This window comes from Nitrosospira sp. TNL200 (genome assembly GCF_055386305.1).
In genome coordinates this window covers 1506575-1522682 of record NZ_AP041003.1, presented here as the reverse complement: position 1 = coordinate 1522682, position 16108 = coordinate 1506575, and the positions used below count along the sequence as shown (strand labels likewise).

The 16108-nt window shown below is 57.5% G+C and carries 14 protein-coding genes and 1 pseudogene; 10 read left to right on the top strand and 5 right to left on the bottom strand.

The annotated features are described in order from the left end of the window. Positions 1-23: 23 nt before the first annotated feature. Positions 24-1268 carry an OprO/OprP family phosphate-selective porin gene (locus ACZ5CE_RS06745; RefSeq protein WP_464577164.1) on the bottom strand — a complete coding sequence of 415 codons (1245 nt, stop codon included), beginning with the start codon at positions 1266-1268 and terminating at the stop codon, positions 24-26. A 281-nt stretch (positions 1269-1549) separates the two neighbouring features. Between ACZ5CE_RS06745 and ACZ5CE_RS06740 the strand changes: the two genes are divergently transcribed. The 3 genes from ACZ5CE_RS06740 to ACZ5CE_RS06730 all read left to right on the top strand — a co-directional run bounded on the left by ACZ5CE_RS06740 (position 1550) and on the right by ACZ5CE_RS06730 (position 3425). Beyond that, complete coding sequence (locus ACZ5CE_RS06740) at positions 1550-1855, top strand: hypothetical protein (protein ID WP_464577162.1); 306 nt, start codon at positions 1550-1552, stop codon at positions 1853-1855. Between the two features lie 318 nt (positions 1856-2173). Further along, on the top strand, positions 2174-2548 hold the full coding sequence (locus ACZ5CE_RS06735; protein WP_464577161.1) for a hypothetical protein: 375 nt from the start codon (positions 2174-2176) through the stop codon (positions 2546-2548). 142 nt (positions 2549-2690) lie between these two features. Beyond that, positions 2691-3425 (top strand): Kazal-type serine protease inhibitor family protein, encoded by a 735-nt coding sequence (locus ACZ5CE_RS06730; protein ID WP_464577159.1) that lies wholly within the window; start codon positions 2691-2693, stop codon positions 3423-3425. A gap of 17 nt (positions 3426-3442) precedes the next feature. On the opposite strand, the gene ACZ5CE_RS06725 is transcribed toward ACZ5CE_RS06730, so the two are convergent. The 4 genes from ACZ5CE_RS06725 to ACZ5CE_RS06710 form a co-directional block, all read right to left on the bottom strand. Then, complete coding sequence (locus ACZ5CE_RS06725) at positions 3443-3886, bottom strand: response regulator (RefSeq protein WP_464577157.1); 444 nt, start codon at positions 3884-3886, stop codon at positions 3443-3445. Positions 3887-3926: 40 nt separating this feature from the next. Next, on the bottom strand, positions 3927-5330 hold the full coding sequence (locus tag ACZ5CE_RS06720) for a sensor histidine kinase (RefSeq protein ID WP_464577156.1): 1404 nt from the start codon (positions 5328-5330) through the stop codon (positions 3927-3929). Between the two features lie 416 nt (positions 5331-5746). Next, positions 5747-6637 carry a DMT family transporter gene (locus ACZ5CE_RS06715; protein ID WP_464577154.1) on the bottom strand — a complete coding sequence of 297 codons (891 nt, stop codon included), beginning with the start codon at positions 6635-6637 and terminating at the stop codon, positions 5747-5749. 422 nt (positions 6638-7059) lie between these two features. After that, the gene (locus ACZ5CE_RS06710) at positions 7060-7395 is read right to left on the bottom strand and encodes a helix-turn-helix domain-containing protein (RefSeq protein WP_464577152.1); all 336 of its coding nucleotides are present in this window, start codon (positions 7393-7395) and stop codon (positions 7060-7062) included. Positions 7396-7579: 184 nt separating this feature from the next. On the opposite strand from ACZ5CE_RS06710, the pseudogene ACZ5CE_RS06705 reads away from it, so the two are divergent. The 7 genes and pseudogenes from ACZ5CE_RS06705 to ACZ5CE_RS06675 form a co-directional block, all read left to right on the top strand. Next, a pseudogene (locus ACZ5CE_RS06705) lies at positions 7580-7711 on the top strand (IS5/IS1182 family transposase); the annotation flags it as partial. 123 nt (positions 7712-7834) lie between these two features. After that, entirely contained in the window at positions 7835-8407 is a 573-nt protein-coding gene (locus ACZ5CE_RS06700) for a DNA-3-methyladenine glycosylase (protein WP_464577151.1), read from the top strand. Positions 8408-8727: 320 nt separating this feature from the next. Further along, positions 8728-10800 carry a carbon starvation CstA family protein gene (locus ACZ5CE_RS06695; protein ID WP_464577149.1) on the top strand — a complete coding sequence of 691 codons (2073 nt, stop codon included), beginning with the start codon at positions 8728-8730 and terminating at the stop codon, positions 10798-10800. A gap of 46 nt (positions 10801-10846) precedes the next feature. After that, positions 10847-11083 carry a YbdD/YjiX family protein gene (locus tag ACZ5CE_RS06690; protein WP_464577147.1) on the top strand — a complete coding sequence of 79 codons (237 nt, stop codon included), beginning with the start codon at positions 10847-10849 and terminating at the stop codon, positions 11081-11083. 277 nt (positions 11084-11360) lie between these two features. Continuing rightward, positions 11361-13247 carry a pyruvate kinase gene (locus ACZ5CE_RS06685; RefSeq protein WP_464577146.1) on the top strand — a complete coding sequence of 629 codons (1887 nt, stop codon included), beginning with the start codon at positions 11361-11363 and terminating at the stop codon, positions 13245-13247. A gap of 501 nt (positions 13248-13748) precedes the next feature. Further along, complete coding sequence (epsA, locus tag ACZ5CE_RS06680; protein WP_464575950.1) at positions 13749-14558, top strand: XrtB/PEP-CTERM-associated transcriptional regulator EpsA; 810 nt, start codon at positions 13749-13751, stop codon at positions 14556-14558. Next, a complete protein-coding gene (locus tag ACZ5CE_RS06675) occupies positions 14551-15966 on the top strand; it encodes an undecaprenyl-phosphate glucose phosphotransferase (RefSeq protein ID WP_464575952.1) in 1416 nt (471 codons plus the stop codon). The genes epsA and ACZ5CE_RS06675 overlap by 8 nt, the downstream gene beginning before the upstream one ends. Positions 15967-16108 lie beyond the last annotated feature (142 nt).

The following is a 16108-nucleotide window of genomic DNA, read 5'->3' as shown; positions in this document are numbered from 1 at the left end:
TGCTCCGCCGGTCCCGGCCGGTCTTAAAAACTTAACTGCGTGCGGAAGGAGATCACGGAAGGCGTGTCGGTACGGTTTGGCGTGCCCGGCCCGGCATTTCCGATAGCGTTTTCGGTAAGGTAATAGTTGAGCATGAGCCGCACACCTTCCCGCACATACCAGTTGAGGCCCAGTGTCAGTACCTGGGTCCGGCATTTGGACGTGCCGGTGCCGCAAGGGTCCGCGACCAGGCTTTGATCCTTGTTTTCGACCGCATCGTAGCGCGCGGCCAATTCGACTGCTCCCCATTTCCTTGAGGGCTTGGGCTTTCCGAAAGCGCCACGCTCCTTCCGGTAAATGGCTCTTTCCCCGGTTACAAACCAACTGGCCTGCACGTAATAGGCCTGCACGTGGGAATCCTTCTGCGCACCCGCCAGCAGGTGAGTGTTGTCAAGCTTCACCACCGCATATTCCCCCTGAAATGTGACCGGCCCCAGCGAATAGGCGGCTTCAAACGCGAGGGTGGATTGGGTGCGGTCGTGGGATGGCCCCATGGCTGCGCCGGCGGACCCGAAGGATTGGGTATATCCCCGGCGTCCGCCATAGATATCGACCACCTTGGCGGCGAGTGACTCGCTGGAAGACGTATCCATACTGTAGGCGAAGCCAAAATGAAGCGTATCGCCCTCCCGCGAGCGCGGCAGCCAGACCAACCGCCCCCCATAGCTCGATCCCCTGATAGGCATGCCGGCGTGGGCGAGGCTCATGGCGTGCACGCCGTAACCCAGATAGTCCGTGATCATGCCCTTGTAACCCACTCCCATCAGCCATTGCCGTCCGCCGTAAATGCCTGTGGACGAGGTCGAGGGGCGCTCCATCATGGTAATCTCATTCGAACTGGTCAACTCTTCCATGCCGCGATAAGCCTTGAACTGGCCGATTGTCAGCTGGCCCGGCCCGATCTTCGCGCCCACCCAGGCTTCACGCAAACTGCCGGGAAAAGTTCCTGCCGCAAAATCGTTCTGGAATTTGAAGCTCAGGTCATGGAATCTGGCTGTTACATCAGTATACCCCCGCCGGAAGTTGAAGCCGCTATGCGGGTTGCCATCGGGCCGTTGGCTTCCAAAAGCCGGATAGGCAGGATTTGCGTTATCGTTATCGAAGGAATGCACGTCGAGATGGGCGCGGGCACCAAAAACCATTTCGAAATTGCCATCATCACTCCTGATTTTTGGGCTGCCCTTGGTTTCAAAGGTGAATGCGTGCAGCGGACCGATACTCGCACTCATGAACAGGATCAAAAGAACAGTTTCGAGATATCCACATGCCCGCCCGAGCGGCAAATTGATAACGTTGCCAGGTCTCATTCTATTTTGTTGAGTTCCCCGCCGGCCTGAATGAAGCGCCGCGCCATCGAGGCGGACCGGAAAACGATCCCCATCTCATCCGTGTGCTAGCGCACTGAACAGCCGGAAAGAGCGAAGTATTATCGTTGCCACAGCGGATGTCGCTGGGCGGATAAAAAGGGGTAATCGTGAAATTTTCTCCAATAGTATCAGTAAAATCATTAATGTTAGCCAGCGTGCTTACTTTCGGCGTCGCGGGAATGGCGCATGCGCAGGGTTACGGCCAGGGAGACTCCATGCAGCAGCCCAGCGGTTCCACGTCATCGGGCACTTCAGGAGGGGGGTCCGATTATGGTTATGGCACAAGGAGCTCGGCTGGTTCGGGCCAGTCCAGCCGGTATGACGGCAGCCGGACGAGCGGAAGCGGATACGGAGATTCGTCCAAGAGCTCGGGCACCTATCAGGATATGCAGTTGTACGGCGACGACGGCAGCGGCGGAACCGGTCCAAAGCTCAAGGGCCGGTACTAAACCTTGTGTTCGGGGGTTCCAGGCGCGCACCTGGGACCCCCTTACCTCCTCTCTCCTCCTTCGCCTTTTTTTCCACACCTTCCTTTCCATTTCCTGATCAGGCCAGGTCTTCCTCTGGTTACTTTCAAACGCCGAGCTCGGATTACAGCATCTCCTCTTCTGCCGCTCCATATAAACCGGGTGTCCCCTGCGCCCGGCTCCCGTTTTTAAGTGTCATATCGCCAAACACCGGATTGGTGTGATACCGCACTGAAGAGGTAGCTGCGGCTGCGTATTCTTTTGATCCAGCAATATTGCTGGATCAAAAAAGGAACAGTCATGAAATTCTCATCTGCTTCAACCGTACGCTCATCGGCATCTGCGCTGATCCTTGCCGGTACCGTTCTCCTGGGGATTTCCGGCATTGCGAATGCTCAATACGGCGGTGCCTCCGGGCAGACCAAGGAAAATCCCGCCGGCTACAGCGGCAGCGACAAGGGCAAGGAAACCGGTTCCAAAAAAGGAGGCCAGAAAGAAAAATATTATGGCATGCAAAAAGACAAGGAGGAGATGGATACCGGATATGTAGATCAGAAGAAGCGGGTTGACCGGAGCAAGGATGCCGTGTCGCCACCGGATTTTCCCCGGGATAAAGAGGGGAAACCCATAAAGGATCTGAAGGACGAGCAAGGCGGTTCCATCGGCCCAAACTGATCCCTCAGTACCGGAGCCAGAGGAATTTGCTGCAGAGATTCGGAAAGCAATCTGAAAGCAACCTTCCGGATCTCCATCGCGTTCAGGTCAGCCCGGAATAATTTGGGGTGGATCCTGTTTTGAATGAGAGCAGCCTCAAAAAATGAGATTGTTGTTTTATCGTGCTTATGGTGCTATTGATGGCCTACTTTCCGTGCTGCCCTTGACTCACACTTTCCCGGCGAGATGCCTGAGCCGGATTTTGCTGCTTGGCGGGTTATTTTTCGCCAGCATACCTGTTCCAGCCCAGGACCAGGGCTACGCCCAGGCAGCAGGGCAGGCCGTGAATATCGCCATTGGCAGCCACAGCGGCACGCCGGACAAAAGCTTGCTGCGTTCGGTGCGGAAGCTGATAGGTGACGCTATCAGCAGCAATGCCATCGATACGTTCTATACCTATATTCCCAGGGCGGGGAGTCCTGCCTCGATGGAATTCGGCTTGTCAGCCTGCGCGGAAGCCGGATTCATGGCGGCCGAAGGGAAGTTTGACGACCTGGTCATGCAGCTTCGGCTCCTTCAGGCAAGGCCGGGCACTTCCATCCGGGTGGAATTGTCCGACCGGTGTGTGCCGCCCGAACCGGTCGAACCGGTGGAGTGCGGCGGAATACTGGGTATCCTATGCCCAGGCGGGCAGTATTGCGAAAAGAACACAGGCCAGTGCAAGGCACCCGATGCGAAAGGAGCTTGCAAGCCTATACCGGCTGCCTGCGAAAAGAAACTCGCACCCGTTTGCGGTTGTGACGGCCAAACCTATGACAATCCATGCGAGGCAAGGCGCGCAGGCATCTCGCTCGACCACTATGGCAAATGCAAACCCCCGGAAGAGCTGGCGAGATGATCATGCCGTTGCCCGTTTTATCTTTCGGGTACGCGGTTTATGAGTAGCCAGTAAAAACCTGCATTTGAAGCCACTTCCAGAAATTGCTCGAATTCGACCGGTTTGACGAGATAACTGTTCACCCTCAGCTTGTAGCTTTCAACGATATCCTGGTCCTCATTAGATGAAGTCATCACCACCACGGGGACGGATTTCAGGTTATCATCTTCTTTGACGCGGCGCAGCACCTCCATGCCGTCCACTTTCGGCATCTTAAGATCGAGCAGGATCAGCTTGGGTTGAGCCTGGGGCCGATTCGCATGCGGGCCCGTGCAAAATAGAAATTCAAGCGCCTCTGCCCCATCTTTCAACCAGATCAGGTGGTTGGCCAGGTTGTTTTTCTTCAGCGCCCGGATCGTCAGTTCGGCATCGCTGGGATTGTCTTCCACCAGGACAATCTCCACTAATTCATTTTGATTCATCGTTTAACCCTGTTGTTTATCGGTTTATTCGCACGCTCACTCACTCTCGCCCGTCGCCGCGCGGGAGCTCAAAAAAGAAAGTTGCTCCCTGATCCACCATGCCTTCAGCCCACACCCGCCCATTGTGCCGTATGACGATGCGTTGGACGGTGGCAAGACCCACGCCGGTTCCTGGAAACTCGTCATCGCGGTGCAGCCGGTGAAAAATGCCGAACAGTTTGTCGTAGTAGCCCATGTCGAAGCCGGCGCCGTTGTCCTTGACATAGTAAACATGGTTAGCGCTGCCCTGCTGCTCCGCATTGCCGATAGCGCCTACTTCGATGCAGGCGGAGGCGGCATGCCCCGTAAACTTTATCGCGTTGGCAAGCAGGTTGATCCATACCTGCCGTATAAGGACCGGATCTCCCAGTGCTGGCGGCAATGGGTGGATGATGATCTGCATGGATCGATCCTTCGATTCGTTTTGCAGATCCTCCTTGACGGCCTCGGCCAAGGCAGTCATATCGATCCTTGCCGCGGCGACAGGTTTGCGGCCCAATCGGGAAAATGCGAGCAGATCGTCGATAAGCGAGCCCATCCTGTTGCTGTTATCCCTTATCACCTTGAGCAGGCGGCGGCCTTCATCATCCAGCTTATCCGCATAATCTTCATTGAGGATGCGCGAAAACCCGTTTATTGCCCGCAGGGGCGCACGCAAATCATGCGATACGGTATAGCTGAAGCTCTCCAGTTCCTTGTTTGCGGCCTGTTCCGCCTCGGCAACCAGCCGGAAATGACGCTCGCTCTCGGCAAGGGCCTCCTGGGCGGCTCTGCGCTGTCTCACCTCCTTATTTAAAAAATAGAAGACCAAGGTTAGCATGACAAAACTGGCAAAGCTGCCAGCAATGAGAGTCCTGGCAAGCCGATCCGTGCTGTTCTTGAATTTCTGCGAGCGCTCGGCAAGCAGTTTTTTCTCGGCATCCTGAACTACTTCTGTAATGTACTTGAATTTTTCCCAATTCAGGCCGGGAGCAAAAGGCACGGCCGGATCGACATATTGCCCGCTCTTTTTTTGCGCCATGTAGCCTCTTATCAAGGAGATATCCTGCTTCAACAGAAGCGATACGGCCTTGATCCTTTCGTTTTGCTGCATGTTGTCCTTGGTCAATGATTCCAGGGAGGCAATTTTGGACGGTATCGCCTTTATTGATTCCTCATAAATACGCAAATCGATTTCATTTCCCGCCGTCAGATAATTTCGCCACGCCGTACGCGTGCTCAAATACAACGTGGTCAGTTCTTCAATTTCAAGATTGACCTGCTGCGCATGTTCCACCCAGAGCCAGTTATCGTACGCCCGCGTATGTGCCTTGTAGGAAATGAAAGTAAGAAAGGACAGGAAGCCGATCGCGATCCAGAAAATGGCCGAAACGCCATGTTTTTTCAGTCTGCTGATGATTGTCATGAGGTTGCAAGGCAGGGCCGGTGGGATGTCATCCTAAATCCGGCAGCTGGACGGGATGGAGTGTGTGATTTTTGGCGTGCAGGGCAACGCGCAACGATGCGGAATGGCTATTCCATTCCAAGGAGTTGCAACGCAGCCGTGTGCCGCAAAAATCGCGCAATCCGTCCTGTAGCGAACTCACCATGGCGATGAACATCAAGTACCGCGAATAGTTTTTATGGATCATGGCTCTAAACTGGAAATGAGCGGTCAACTGCCGGATTTAGGATCATGATTATAAGGGCAAATCAAAAAGTGATTAGACATGATGGACAATTCCGCGGAAAGCTGTCGAAAGTTACAGGTGGGCATTCCCGGATAAATCCAACTGGAACCTTTCCCGGGCAATGCGATGGCGGCTCCGCCCCGGTCGCCGTTTATCCGGTGAAATCATTTTCGACCTCGTGGATGACACGCGGTTCGCGCAGACGCGCGGCGGTAATTCCTGCCAGCACAATCAGACTCATGCCAAATAGTGCCAGTGCCGTAACGGGGTCATCGAGCAGCAGCACGCCATACAGGAATGCCCAGACGATGCCGAGATACTGCAAGCTGGCGTTGACAAGCATGTTGCCGGTGCGATAAGCCCGGGTCAACAGGAATTGCGCCAGGGTCGCGAGTATGCCGACAGCAAGCAGCACTCCCACTCCATGCAGCGTATGGGTATGCCATCCGCCTGACAGTGTAGCTGCCAGTCCCCCGCCTGCGATACTGCCCATGGAAAAATAAAATACCACGCGGCCATCAGGCTCCCCTGCCCGGCCAAGTGCGGAGACCTGCAAATAAGCCATGGCGGCGAACAACCCCGATATCAACCCCATCAGGCCTCCCCATAGCTGATCCCCGGCCATGACCGGCTGGAGCACGCATACCACCCCGGCAAAGCCGACCAGCACGGTTACCAGCAGCCAGCCGTTGACGCGGCTCGTGCCCAGCAGGAAAGCGCCGCCGAGAAGCAGCAGCGCCATCCAGATCGGCGACATGTAGTTCAGCGTCACCGCCGTGGCGAGCGGCAATTCCGCTATGGCGTAAAACCAGAGGCCGAGCGAACTGACCCCGGTCAAACTGCGCCAGAAATGCAATGCCGGCACATTCGTATGAAGGGTTCCGCCTTTCTTGTGCGCCAGGAATGCCATCATCAGTGCGCCCACGACACCTCGGTAAAACACCATTTCACCAGTGCTGTATTGGATGGAGGCCAGCTTGACGCAAAGAGTCATGGTCGCGAAAAGCAGGGTCGCGCCAACCATCGATGTGGTGGCGCTCATATTTGTTTCATGCTGTTTTATGCTCTTTCATGTTCTTCCGTGCCTGTTCATGCCGGACTGGAATCCTATCCACTCTTTACGACAAACAAATCGCTTTATATTCCTTTTCAAATAGTTTCCCGTGCCGGCAACTGAAATCAACCGAGTGCGCCACCTGAACCTGGAGCCGCTGTCTATGGAGGTTACTTGTCTGCCGGAGGAGATAAGCAAACGCCTGCGCAATATCCATCTCCCCAAGCGCGACATTTCCTGGTGCCGGAAAATGACTATGGTATTACCCTCGAACATGCGAATCTGCAGATCGACGCTCTGCTGGCCGGCCACAATCTGGCGGACCTGCTGAAGATGGGAGAAGGTATGGATTGGATGCCGAAGCCGCCGAAATTTCCGTCAGCCGATCAGGGGATGGAACAAGGCTACGGTCAGGTGGTTGCGAGCGTCAGATGCCCGATCGGCTCGGACGCCGGCCGCACCGTAATTTCGATGTCATAGCCGAGGCGATTCAGGCAATCCATCAACTTGCGCTCGGACAGGTTGGTGAAGTCGCCGCGCATCATGCCCGACACCTTCGGTTGTGGAATGCCCATGCGCTTGGCCGCTGCTTGTTGAGTGAGCCCGAGAGCACGCATCGCCTTCCTGATTTCGACCACCAGACCGGTCTTGATCTTGAGCTTCTCGGCATCTGGCAGCCCAAGATCGGCGAAGACGTTGCTTGAACTGCGTTGAACCTCAGCGCTTTCAATGATTCGTTTTTGCATTTCGTAACTCCTGTGCCAATACCTCGGCCACCTTCAATCTTGCTCTTCTTCTGAAAGCAATGCAGGACAAACACTGCTTCCGAGCGGTTTTTTTGTCAGCCATGGCGACAGTTTATACCTGTTCAGGTAATTACACAAGTGCGGCACGGGCCCCTTTACCGAGAGTTTGTTCACCATTCGGCGGCTGGATGATGAGATATGGATGCCCGCCATGTTCAGCAAGAATCGTGAGCAGCTGATCAAGCATAATGCAGTGATCGAATTCTTCAATGAAGTGCTGTCCATTGCGCAGAAGAAGGGTTGGGCCGCTGGCGATATCGTGAAAACATCCAGCCGGGACCTGCTCATCCTACAATACAAGATCGCCTTCTGAAACTGCGATTCCACTCTCTCCATAAAGTGGTTTCGGCTGCAAGACCATCCGTATAGAATTGCCGCCATGGATACGGCCGCACCCCATATCAATTTTCATGCCCCTTCATTCGAAGTGGCGCAGTCGCTGATAGGAACAACCTTGCTGATGAATGGGGTCGGCGGACGTATCGTCGAAGTCGAGGCATACGACCATGAAGACCCGGCTTCGCACAGCTTTGGAGGCCCGACCCGACGGAACCAGGTGATGTTCGGCCCGCCGTGCCACGCCTATGTCTACCGCTCCTACGGGATTCACTGGTGCCTCAACTTCGTGTGCCGCCCGCATGGACACGGCGCGGGCGTCCTCATCCGGGCGATTGAGCCGCTGGCGGGGCTGGAAATCATGCGGACCAGGCGTGGCCTTGCCAACGAGCGCCTGCTCTGTTCCGGCCCCGGGCGAGTCTGCCAAGCCCTCGGCATCACGGGGGAGCACAATGGCTTGCCGATCGACTCACTCCCATTTCAACTCCTGCCTCGCCCAGCCAGCCAGCAACTCCAGGTGGTGACGGGCCCGCGCATCGGCATTTCAAAGGCCAAGGATGTGCCGTGGCGTTTCGGCCTGGAGCGTTCTCCTTATTTGAGCCGTCCTTTCCGTTAGAGTCCGGATGAATCCCAGGGCCTATTGGTTATGGGTACTGAGGGTTATGGGTACTGACAGACCCCGGATGGAGCGCCATCCGGATGAGTCACTCCCACTGCAGGCTTGAGCGATACAACGACTCAAGCAATGTTGCAGAAATGGAAAGGCAATTTTCCGTTTTTTGAAAACATGGCATGGCAATAGTTTATTTATAATCTCCTGCTTGCCATTGCCTGGGTATTTGCGCCGGCTCTCGGTCGAGCCGGATAAGGCGCATATCCGAGGTACTCAGAGACCTTATCTATCGCGGCAGCAGGATTCAGCTTCGGGAGAAAACCATGAATCGATTTATCGGCAGGCTGGTCTGGGTGGGGTTGGCCGTGCTGGGTGCCTTTGCCTTTGGGGTGATTGCGTTGCAGCATGGCGAATCCATCGGCGCCATCTGGATCGTGGTGGCGACGGTATGCATCTATGCCATCGCTTACCGCTTCTACAGCCTGTTCATCGCTAGCCGGGTGCTGCGGCTGGATGCGACGCGCATGACCCCGGCCTACAAGTTCAACGACGGCCTGGACTACGTGCCCACCAACAAGCATGTGCTGTTTGGCCATCATTTTGCCGCGATAGCCGGAGCCGGGCCGCTGGTCGGCCCGATCCTCGCGGCACAGATGGGCTACATGCCCGGCATGCTGTGGCTGCTTGCCGGCGTGGTGTTCGCCGGCGCAGTTCAGGACTTTACCGTGCTGTTCATCTCCACGCGGCGCGATGGCCGCTCCCTGGGAGATCTGATCAAATCCGAGCTGGGACAGGTACCCGGCACTATCGCCCTGTTCGGCACCTTCTTCATCATGCTGATCCTGCTCGCCGTGCTGGCGCTGATCGTGGTCAAGGCATTGGCGGAATCGCCCTGGGGCACGTTCACTGTGGCCGCCACCATACCTATTGCCCTGTTCATGGGCGTATACGCGCGCCATATCCGCCCGGGCGCCATCGGCGAAGTATCCCTGATCGGCTTCATCCTGCTGATGCTGTCCATCGTTATGGGGCAATACGTGCAGGAAATGCCCGCCCTGGCCGGCTGGTTCACCCTGACCGGCGAGCAACTGACCTGGCTGCTGATCGGCTACGGCTTCATTGCTTCCGTGCTGCCGGTATGGCTGCTGCTGGCTCCGCGCGATTATCTATCCACGTTCCTGAAGATCGGCACTATCGCAGGGCTCGCCATCGGTGTCATCTTCGTTTCGCCGGAACTCAAGATGCCGGCGTTCACCCAGTTTACCGATGGCTCCGGTCCGGTCTGGTCGGGCAATCTTTTCCCCTTCCTGTTCATCACCATCGCCTGCGGCGCCGTGTCCGGCTTCCACTCGCTCATTTCCTCCGGCACCACGCCGAAAATGATCCGCAACGAAACCGATGCGCGCTTCATCGGCTATGGTGCGATGCTGATGGAGTCGTTCGTGGCCATCATGGCGCTGGTGGCGGCATCCACGATCGAGCCGGGGGTCTATTTCGCCATGAACAGCCCGGGGGCGATCATCGGCACCACGGCCGAGTCTGCCGCCCAGGCCATCTCGCAATGGGGTTTCCATGTCACGCCGGAGATGATCACGCAGACCGCGAAGGACGTGGGCGAGCACACCGTCATTTCCCGCACCGGAGGGGCGCCCACGCTCGCGGTGGGCATGGCGCAGATCCTGTCCGACGCCATTGGCGGCAAGGCGATGATGGCGTTCTGGTATCACTTCGCCATTCTGTTCGAGGCGCTTTTCATCCTGACCGCGGTCGATGCCGGAACCCGCGCCGGCCGCTTCATGCTGCAGGATCTGCTCGGCGCCTTCGTTCCGGCGATGAAGCGTACCGATTCCCTCGCGGCAAGCCTGGTCGCCACCGCCATTTGCGTGGCCGGCTGGGGCTATTTTCTTTACCAGGGCGTGGTGGATCCACTGGGAGGCATCAACACGCTGTGGCCGCTGTTCGGCATATCGAACCAGATGCTCGCCGGCATCGCGCTGATTCTCTGCACGGCCGTTCTTTTCAAGATGAAGCGCGACCGCTTCGCCTGGGTCACCATCGTGCCCGCCGTGTGGGTGATGGTCTGCACCCTCACCGCTGCCTGGCAGAAGATATTCGATGCCAATCCGCGCATCGGTTTCCTGGCGCATGCAGACAAATACCGCAATGCCATCGCGGAGGGCAAGGTGCTGGCCCCGGCCAAATCCATCGGGCAGATGCAGCAGGTGATCTTCAACGACTATGTCAATGCATCGCTTGCCGCCCTGTTCATGCTGGTACTGATCAGCATGCTGGTATTCGGCGCCAGGACGGTGATGCAGGCGCGCGCCACGCGCGAGCCCAGCGCCAGGGAAACGCCATTCGAGCTATTGCCTGTGGAAGCGTCGCCGCGCCCATGAAGGAAAATAGCTTCGGCCATGAAGAAAAATGCAAAGGAGATAAGCCATGTCGGTTAAAACTGGAACAGGCAGGACTGTGGGAATCGTTGGCCTCACGAACATTGCAATCGGGGCAAGAAGAGTATGCCAGAGCCTGCGCCTGATGGTGGGAGTGCCTGAGTACGGCACTTACGTTGCGCATATGCGGGACAAACATCCGCATCTGCCGGTCATGTCCTACCAGCAGTTCTTCTGCGAACGGCAGGAGGCGCGTTATGGAGGCAAAGTCAGCCGGTGCTGCTAAAGAAGGCTGGAGCTGCGGGCATGATGGTGCGGCATGGAAGAATAAGCAGAATCATCTAAGATAGTATTTCACCATCGCCCTCGCGGCAAAAGGCGACGTGCGCTGGAACAGCTATGGCAAAACGAATGGATGAGGCAGCGGAAGCGAGATGCATACAAGCGGCAAGCTTAATTTTTTACCGTCACGCTGTCGTCACGCAATTGTAACAATATCATGTCAACGTTCGAATTTGCGCCAGTGTTTATCCTGACTGGCGATGACCCGTGGACACTCACTCATGACCCTATCGCGCAAAGAAGTGCAGGATTCCCCTTCCGAGCGAGAAAAACCCAGTCCATACGCGGATTTGCTCCAGGAACTGACAAGCTTGCGTGAAGAGCTCATTGCTCTGGAAAAAGCTTCCGACGTCCTGTTGAAGGAGGTGCCGGTCCGGCACCGTGCCAGCGCCGCCAATCTCATCCATTATCTCGGCTTGCGCCGCCGCGACGCGCGTCCCCTGCAGAAGAAGCTGGCGGCAGCCGGCCTGTCTTCAATGGGTCGCGCAGAGTCGCACGTGTTGAGTAATCTGGATGCCATTATTACTCTGCTGCAGCGTTCACAGGGAAAAAAGGCCTCGCAAGCGATCCCTTCCATCGAAACCGCGGTTGCCGGATACGCTTTGCTGGAAACCAATACCAACGACCTGCTTGGCAAGTCTCCTGCCCAAAGACGCGTTCGTATCCTGGTCACCTTGCCGGGAGCCGCTGCGGATGATTATGCGCTTATCCGGGATATGCTTCTGCAGGGCATGGATTGCGCGCGGATAAATTGCGCGCATGACGACCCCGCGGTTTGGGATCGTCTCGCCCGGCAGATCAAGCGTGCGCGCCGGGAAACAGGGCGCTCCTGTCGCATCCTGATGGATTTGGGCGGCCCCAAGCTTCGCACCGGGGGAATTGCTCTCGCGCCGTCGGTAATCAAATGGCAGCCCAGGCGCAATGCTTACGGCAACGTGACAGAACCTGCGCGCATATGGCTCCACCCGGAAGGAGATACCACCGGCCGGCCGGCGCATGCCTGGCCCGCTGTGCCCGTGAAGGATGACTGGCTGGCGCAGGCCGCGGTGCATGACAGGATCGAATTCAACGATGCGAGGGGAGCATTGCGCCGCCTGGAGCTGATCGAACGGCTGGGATCGGGATTCTGTGCGGAATCCATGCAAACGGCTTATGTCAAGCCCGGCTTGAAGCTTTACCTCTTGCGTTCCACCTCCAGTTCACCAAGGCCGATAGGATATGCGGGGGAGATAGGCACACTGCTGCAAGTGGCGGATACCATCCGGTTATATCGCGGAGACAGTCTCGTCGTTACCCGGGATCCGGTTCCGGGACAACCCGCCCGTTTCGACAGCGAGGGGCATCTCCAGCATCCCGCGCATATCGCCTGCTCATTGCCGGAAATTTTTCCCAGCGTCCGCTCCGGCGAACGGATTCTCTTCGATGACGGCCGCATCGGCGGAGTAATCCGCGACGTCGGAACGGATGAAATTCGGGTCGAGATCACCGAAGCGCGCGACGGGGGAGAAAAACTGCTGGCAGACAAAGGCATCAATCTGCCTGATAGCCAGCTCAACCTCGACGGTTTGACATCCCTCGATGTGGAGCATCTTGAATTCGTTGTCCGCAATGCAGACATGGTGGGGCTTTCATTCGTACGCAGGCCCGACGATATCCTGTTGCTGCAAGAACACTTGAAGCGCCTTGGCGCCCGCAAGCTGGGCATCGTGATAAAAATCGAGACCCGCACCGCTTTCGAGCAACTGCCCGAACTGATATTCGCCCTGCTGCATTCGCCGGTAGCCGGGATCATGATCGCGCGTGGCGACCTGGCGGTGGAATGCGGCTACGAAAGACTGGCGGAACTGCAGGAAGAGATTTTATGGCTGGCCGAAGCGGCGCACCTGCCGGTCATCTGGGCAACCCAGGTGCTCGAAGGCATGGCCAAGACCGGTAAACCAAGCCGTGCCGAAGTCACGGATGCCGCGGCGGGCGTACGGGCCGAATGCGTGATGCTCAACAAGGGTCCGCATATCATCGAGACGATCCGGATGCTGGACAACATTTTGCATCGCATGCAGGCGCATCAGTGGAAAAAACGTTCGTTATTGCGCCAGCTTCACTGGTAACCAGATGAAGCGGCAGTCCTCATCGGTACCTGTAAGATCTTACAGCTATCCAGGCGGTAACCATTTGGTGTTTCATAGCATCAGGGCTCAAGCTGATCCTGGCAGGCCGGGAGAACCTCTGACCAGATCCCTGCCGTCCACCACAGTGGCGAACGGTACGGCTGTTCACCTTGTGATCCTGATTTTCCTGCCATGTGTTCCTCGGAGGCTCCTCGGAGGATGGAAGGCCTCGAGAGCCATTCACCTGACAATGACCGCCTCGGCAGCCCGGTCATTATTTCTTCGCAAAAGGGTAATAAGGGCGTCATTTCTTTTCCCTATGCTAGCGTTAAGTTCGGCCCACGGCGTGCCATTTTGGATCTGGCTGACCGAAACGGACAGTCTACCGGAGCAATCCACATTTTCTCTTATCGATATGAACAATAAATGGATGCAGGTTCCGTTCTTCCGACTAACCTTATAGCCAACAATCCAGTTTGAACAATCACACAAAATCATTCCATGGCTTTCTTCACCTCACTTTCGATAGATCAATTACAGCGGTATTCAAGGATAATACAGGAAGGGATAGCGGTACGGCGGCACTGCGATCTGCTGGGCTGGATGCAAGGCGAGATCCAGCACTATCTTCCGCATGAGATCATGCTGGTTGCCTGGGGGGATTTCGCATCCGGGGCCATACGCCACGACATCATTTCGGCGCTGCCCGGAGTAAGGACGGCGCACCTGGAGCCAGAAGGGCTTTCACCGCTTTTGCGGCGGCTTTATAATTACTGGGTTGAACTGGGCAGGATGCCCTGCTCCTCCGGGACGGACGAGCCCGGGCTGCTGCAGGAAGACATGGGATTGCACTGCGCCTTCGGCAAAGCCCTGCAAGGCATGCGCTCCACCCTGCTGCACGGCATCAGCGACAAGCGCGGACGCCACGACTGCCTGTACATCCTGTTCAGTTCCGAAGACCGGTTCAATGCCTCCACCCTGAACGCCATGGAAATCCTCCTGCCCTACATCGATACCGCCTTGCGCCGGGTGGCTCCCCTGTCCCCGCCCTCCGTGGCCGTGCCCTTCCTGTCGCAGGAAGAGCCGGGCATGGGCGAAGCCGAGGCTGGCGAAGACTACGGGCTGAGCAAGCGCGAAGCCGAAATCATGGACTGGGTCAGGATGGGCAAGACCAACGCCGAGATCGGCAGCATTCTTTCCATCAGCTCCTTCACCGTCAAGAACCACCTGCAGCACATCTTCAAGAAGCTGGACGTCTACAACCGCATGCAGGCCGTATCCAAGATCGAGCGCCACCCCAGCCATGGCTGAAGCCAATCCCACCTTCTCGGCCTCCACCCTCTCCACCCCCAGCAAGGGGCCGCTGGGCAACAACATGCTCAGCGCCCTGGAGGCCATCCTCGACCCGGCCATGCTCACCCTCTCCCTGTGGTACGTGAGCGCGAGCATCGAAGGCGAATTGCTTCCGCCCTACCTCATCCTGGCCGTCATTGTCTTCTCCGTCACCTTTCCCGGCACCTCGCGCCTGCAGTATTCCATCAAGCGGCTCATCTTCGACGTCCTCTACAGCTGGTTCTGGGTGGCCCTGCTGCTGTTCTTTCTCGGCCTTGCCACCGGCTACATCGCCGAATTCTCCAGCCACGCCCTGCTCACCTGGCTATGGATCGCCCCCTTGAGCCAGATAGGCGCCCATCTCCTGCTGCGCTCGGCCGCCCCCTTCCTGCTGGCGCTGCAAGGCCCGCCGCAGCGCGCCATCATCGTGGGCATGAACGAACAGGGAACTTCCCTGGCCGCGCGCATCGCAGAGGCGCGCTACTCCCGCATCGAGCTGTGCGGCTTTTTCGACGACCGCGACCAGGAGCGCCTGCACCAGGCCGCCAGGAACCAGCTCCTGGGCAGGCTGCGCGAGCTGCCCGACTTCGTCAAGGAAAACCGCATCCAGTTCATCTACCTCTCCCTGCCCATGGCCTCGCAGCCGCGCATCCTGCATGTGCTCGACGAGCTCAAGGACACCACCGCCTCCATCTACTTCGTGCCCGACATGTTCATCACCGACCTGATCCAGGGGCGAAGCGGCAATGTGTGCGGCACCCCCGTCATCTCGGTATGCGAATCGCCCTTCACCGGATCAGCCGGCCTCATCAAGCGGGCAAGCGACATCTTCCTGTCCCTCATCATTCTCGCCCTCATCTCCCCGCTGCTGCTGCTCATCGCCCTTGCCATCAAGCTGGACTCGCCCGGGCCGGTGATATTCAAGCAGCGCCGCTACGGCCTCGACGGCGAGGAGATCCTGGTGTACAAGTTCCGCTCCATGCGCGTGTGCGAAGACGGCGAGCAGATCCGCCAGGCGCAAAAGGGCGATGCCCGCATCACCCGCATCGGCGCCTTCCTGCGCCAGAACTCGCTCGATGAGCTGCCCCAGTTCGTCAATGTGCTGCAGGGGCGCATGAGCATCGTCGGCCCCCGCCCCCATGCAGTGGCCCACAACGAGATCTATCGCAACCTGATCAAGGGCTACATGATCCGCCACAAGGTCAAGCCCGGCATCACCGGCTGGGCCCAGGTCAACGGCTACCGCGGGGAAACCCGCACCCTCGACAAAATGCAAGCCCGCATCGACCACGACCTCGACTACCTGCGCAACTGGTCCCTGCGACTGGACCTGCATATCATCCTCAAAACTATCATGGTCGTGTCCAAAGACCGTAGCGTGTACTGAGGAAGCACTGAATAAATCTCCGCTGGCGCGGCGGTGGCTTTGCGGGATGGGATGCGCGAAAGGCGACGACGCGAATGGTTGATCCCCTTCGCTAGGAGCCTGACAAGGCAGACTGCTCGCAAAGCCCCGCCCCATAAGGGTT

Coding starts and splice junctions, on each gene's coding strand:
- ACZ5CE_RS06745 (WP_464577164.1), bottom strand. CDS start 1,268: ATGAGTGCGAGTATCGGTCCGCTGCACGCATTCACCTTTGAAACCAAG.
- ACZ5CE_RS06740 (WP_464577162.1), top strand. CDS start 1,550: ATGTTAGCCAGCGTGCTTACTTTCGGCGTCGCGGGAATGGCGCATGCG.
- ACZ5CE_RS06735 (WP_464577161.1), top strand. CDS start 2,174: ATGAAATTCTCATCTGCTTCAACCGTACGCTCATCGGCATCTGCGCTG.
- ACZ5CE_RS06730 (WP_464577159.1), top strand. CDS start 2,691: ATGAGATTGTTGTTTTATCGTGCTTATGGTGCTATTGATGGCCTACTT.
- ACZ5CE_RS06725 (WP_464577157.1), bottom strand. CDS start 3,886: ATGAATCAAAATGAATTAGTGGAGATTGTCCTGGTGGAAGACAATCCC.
- ACZ5CE_RS06720 (WP_464577156.1), bottom strand. CDS start 5,330: ATGACAATCATCAGCAGACTGAAAAAACATGGCGTTTCGGCCATTTTC.
- ACZ5CE_RS06715 (WP_464577154.1), bottom strand. CDS start 6,637: ATGAGCGCCACCACATCGATGGTTGGCGCGACCCTGCTTTTCGCGACC.
- ACZ5CE_RS06710 (WP_464577152.1), bottom strand. CDS start 7,395: ATGCAAAAACGAATCATTGAAAGCGCTGAGGTTCAACGCAGTTCAAGC.
- ACZ5CE_RS06700 (WP_464577151.1), top strand. CDS start 7,835: ATGGATACGGCCGCACCCCATATCAATTTTCATGCCCCTTCATTCGAA.
- ACZ5CE_RS06695 (WP_464577149.1), top strand. CDS start 8,728: ATGAATCGATTTATCGGCAGGCTGGTCTGGGTGGGGTTGGCCGTGCTG.
- ACZ5CE_RS06690 (WP_464577147.1), top strand. CDS start 10,847: ATGTCGGTTAAAACTGGAACAGGCAGGACTGTGGGAATCGTTGGCCTC.
- ACZ5CE_RS06685 (WP_464577146.1), top strand. CDS start 11,361: ATGACCCTATCGCGCAAAGAAGTGCAGGATTCCCCTTCCGAGCGAGAA.
- epsA (WP_464575950.1), top strand. CDS start 13,749: ATGGCTTTCTTCACCTCACTTTCGATAGATCAATTACAGCGGTATTCA.
- ACZ5CE_RS06675 (WP_464575952.1), top strand. CDS start 14,551: ATGGCTGAAGCCAATCCCACCTTCTCGGCCTCCACCCTCTCCACCCCC.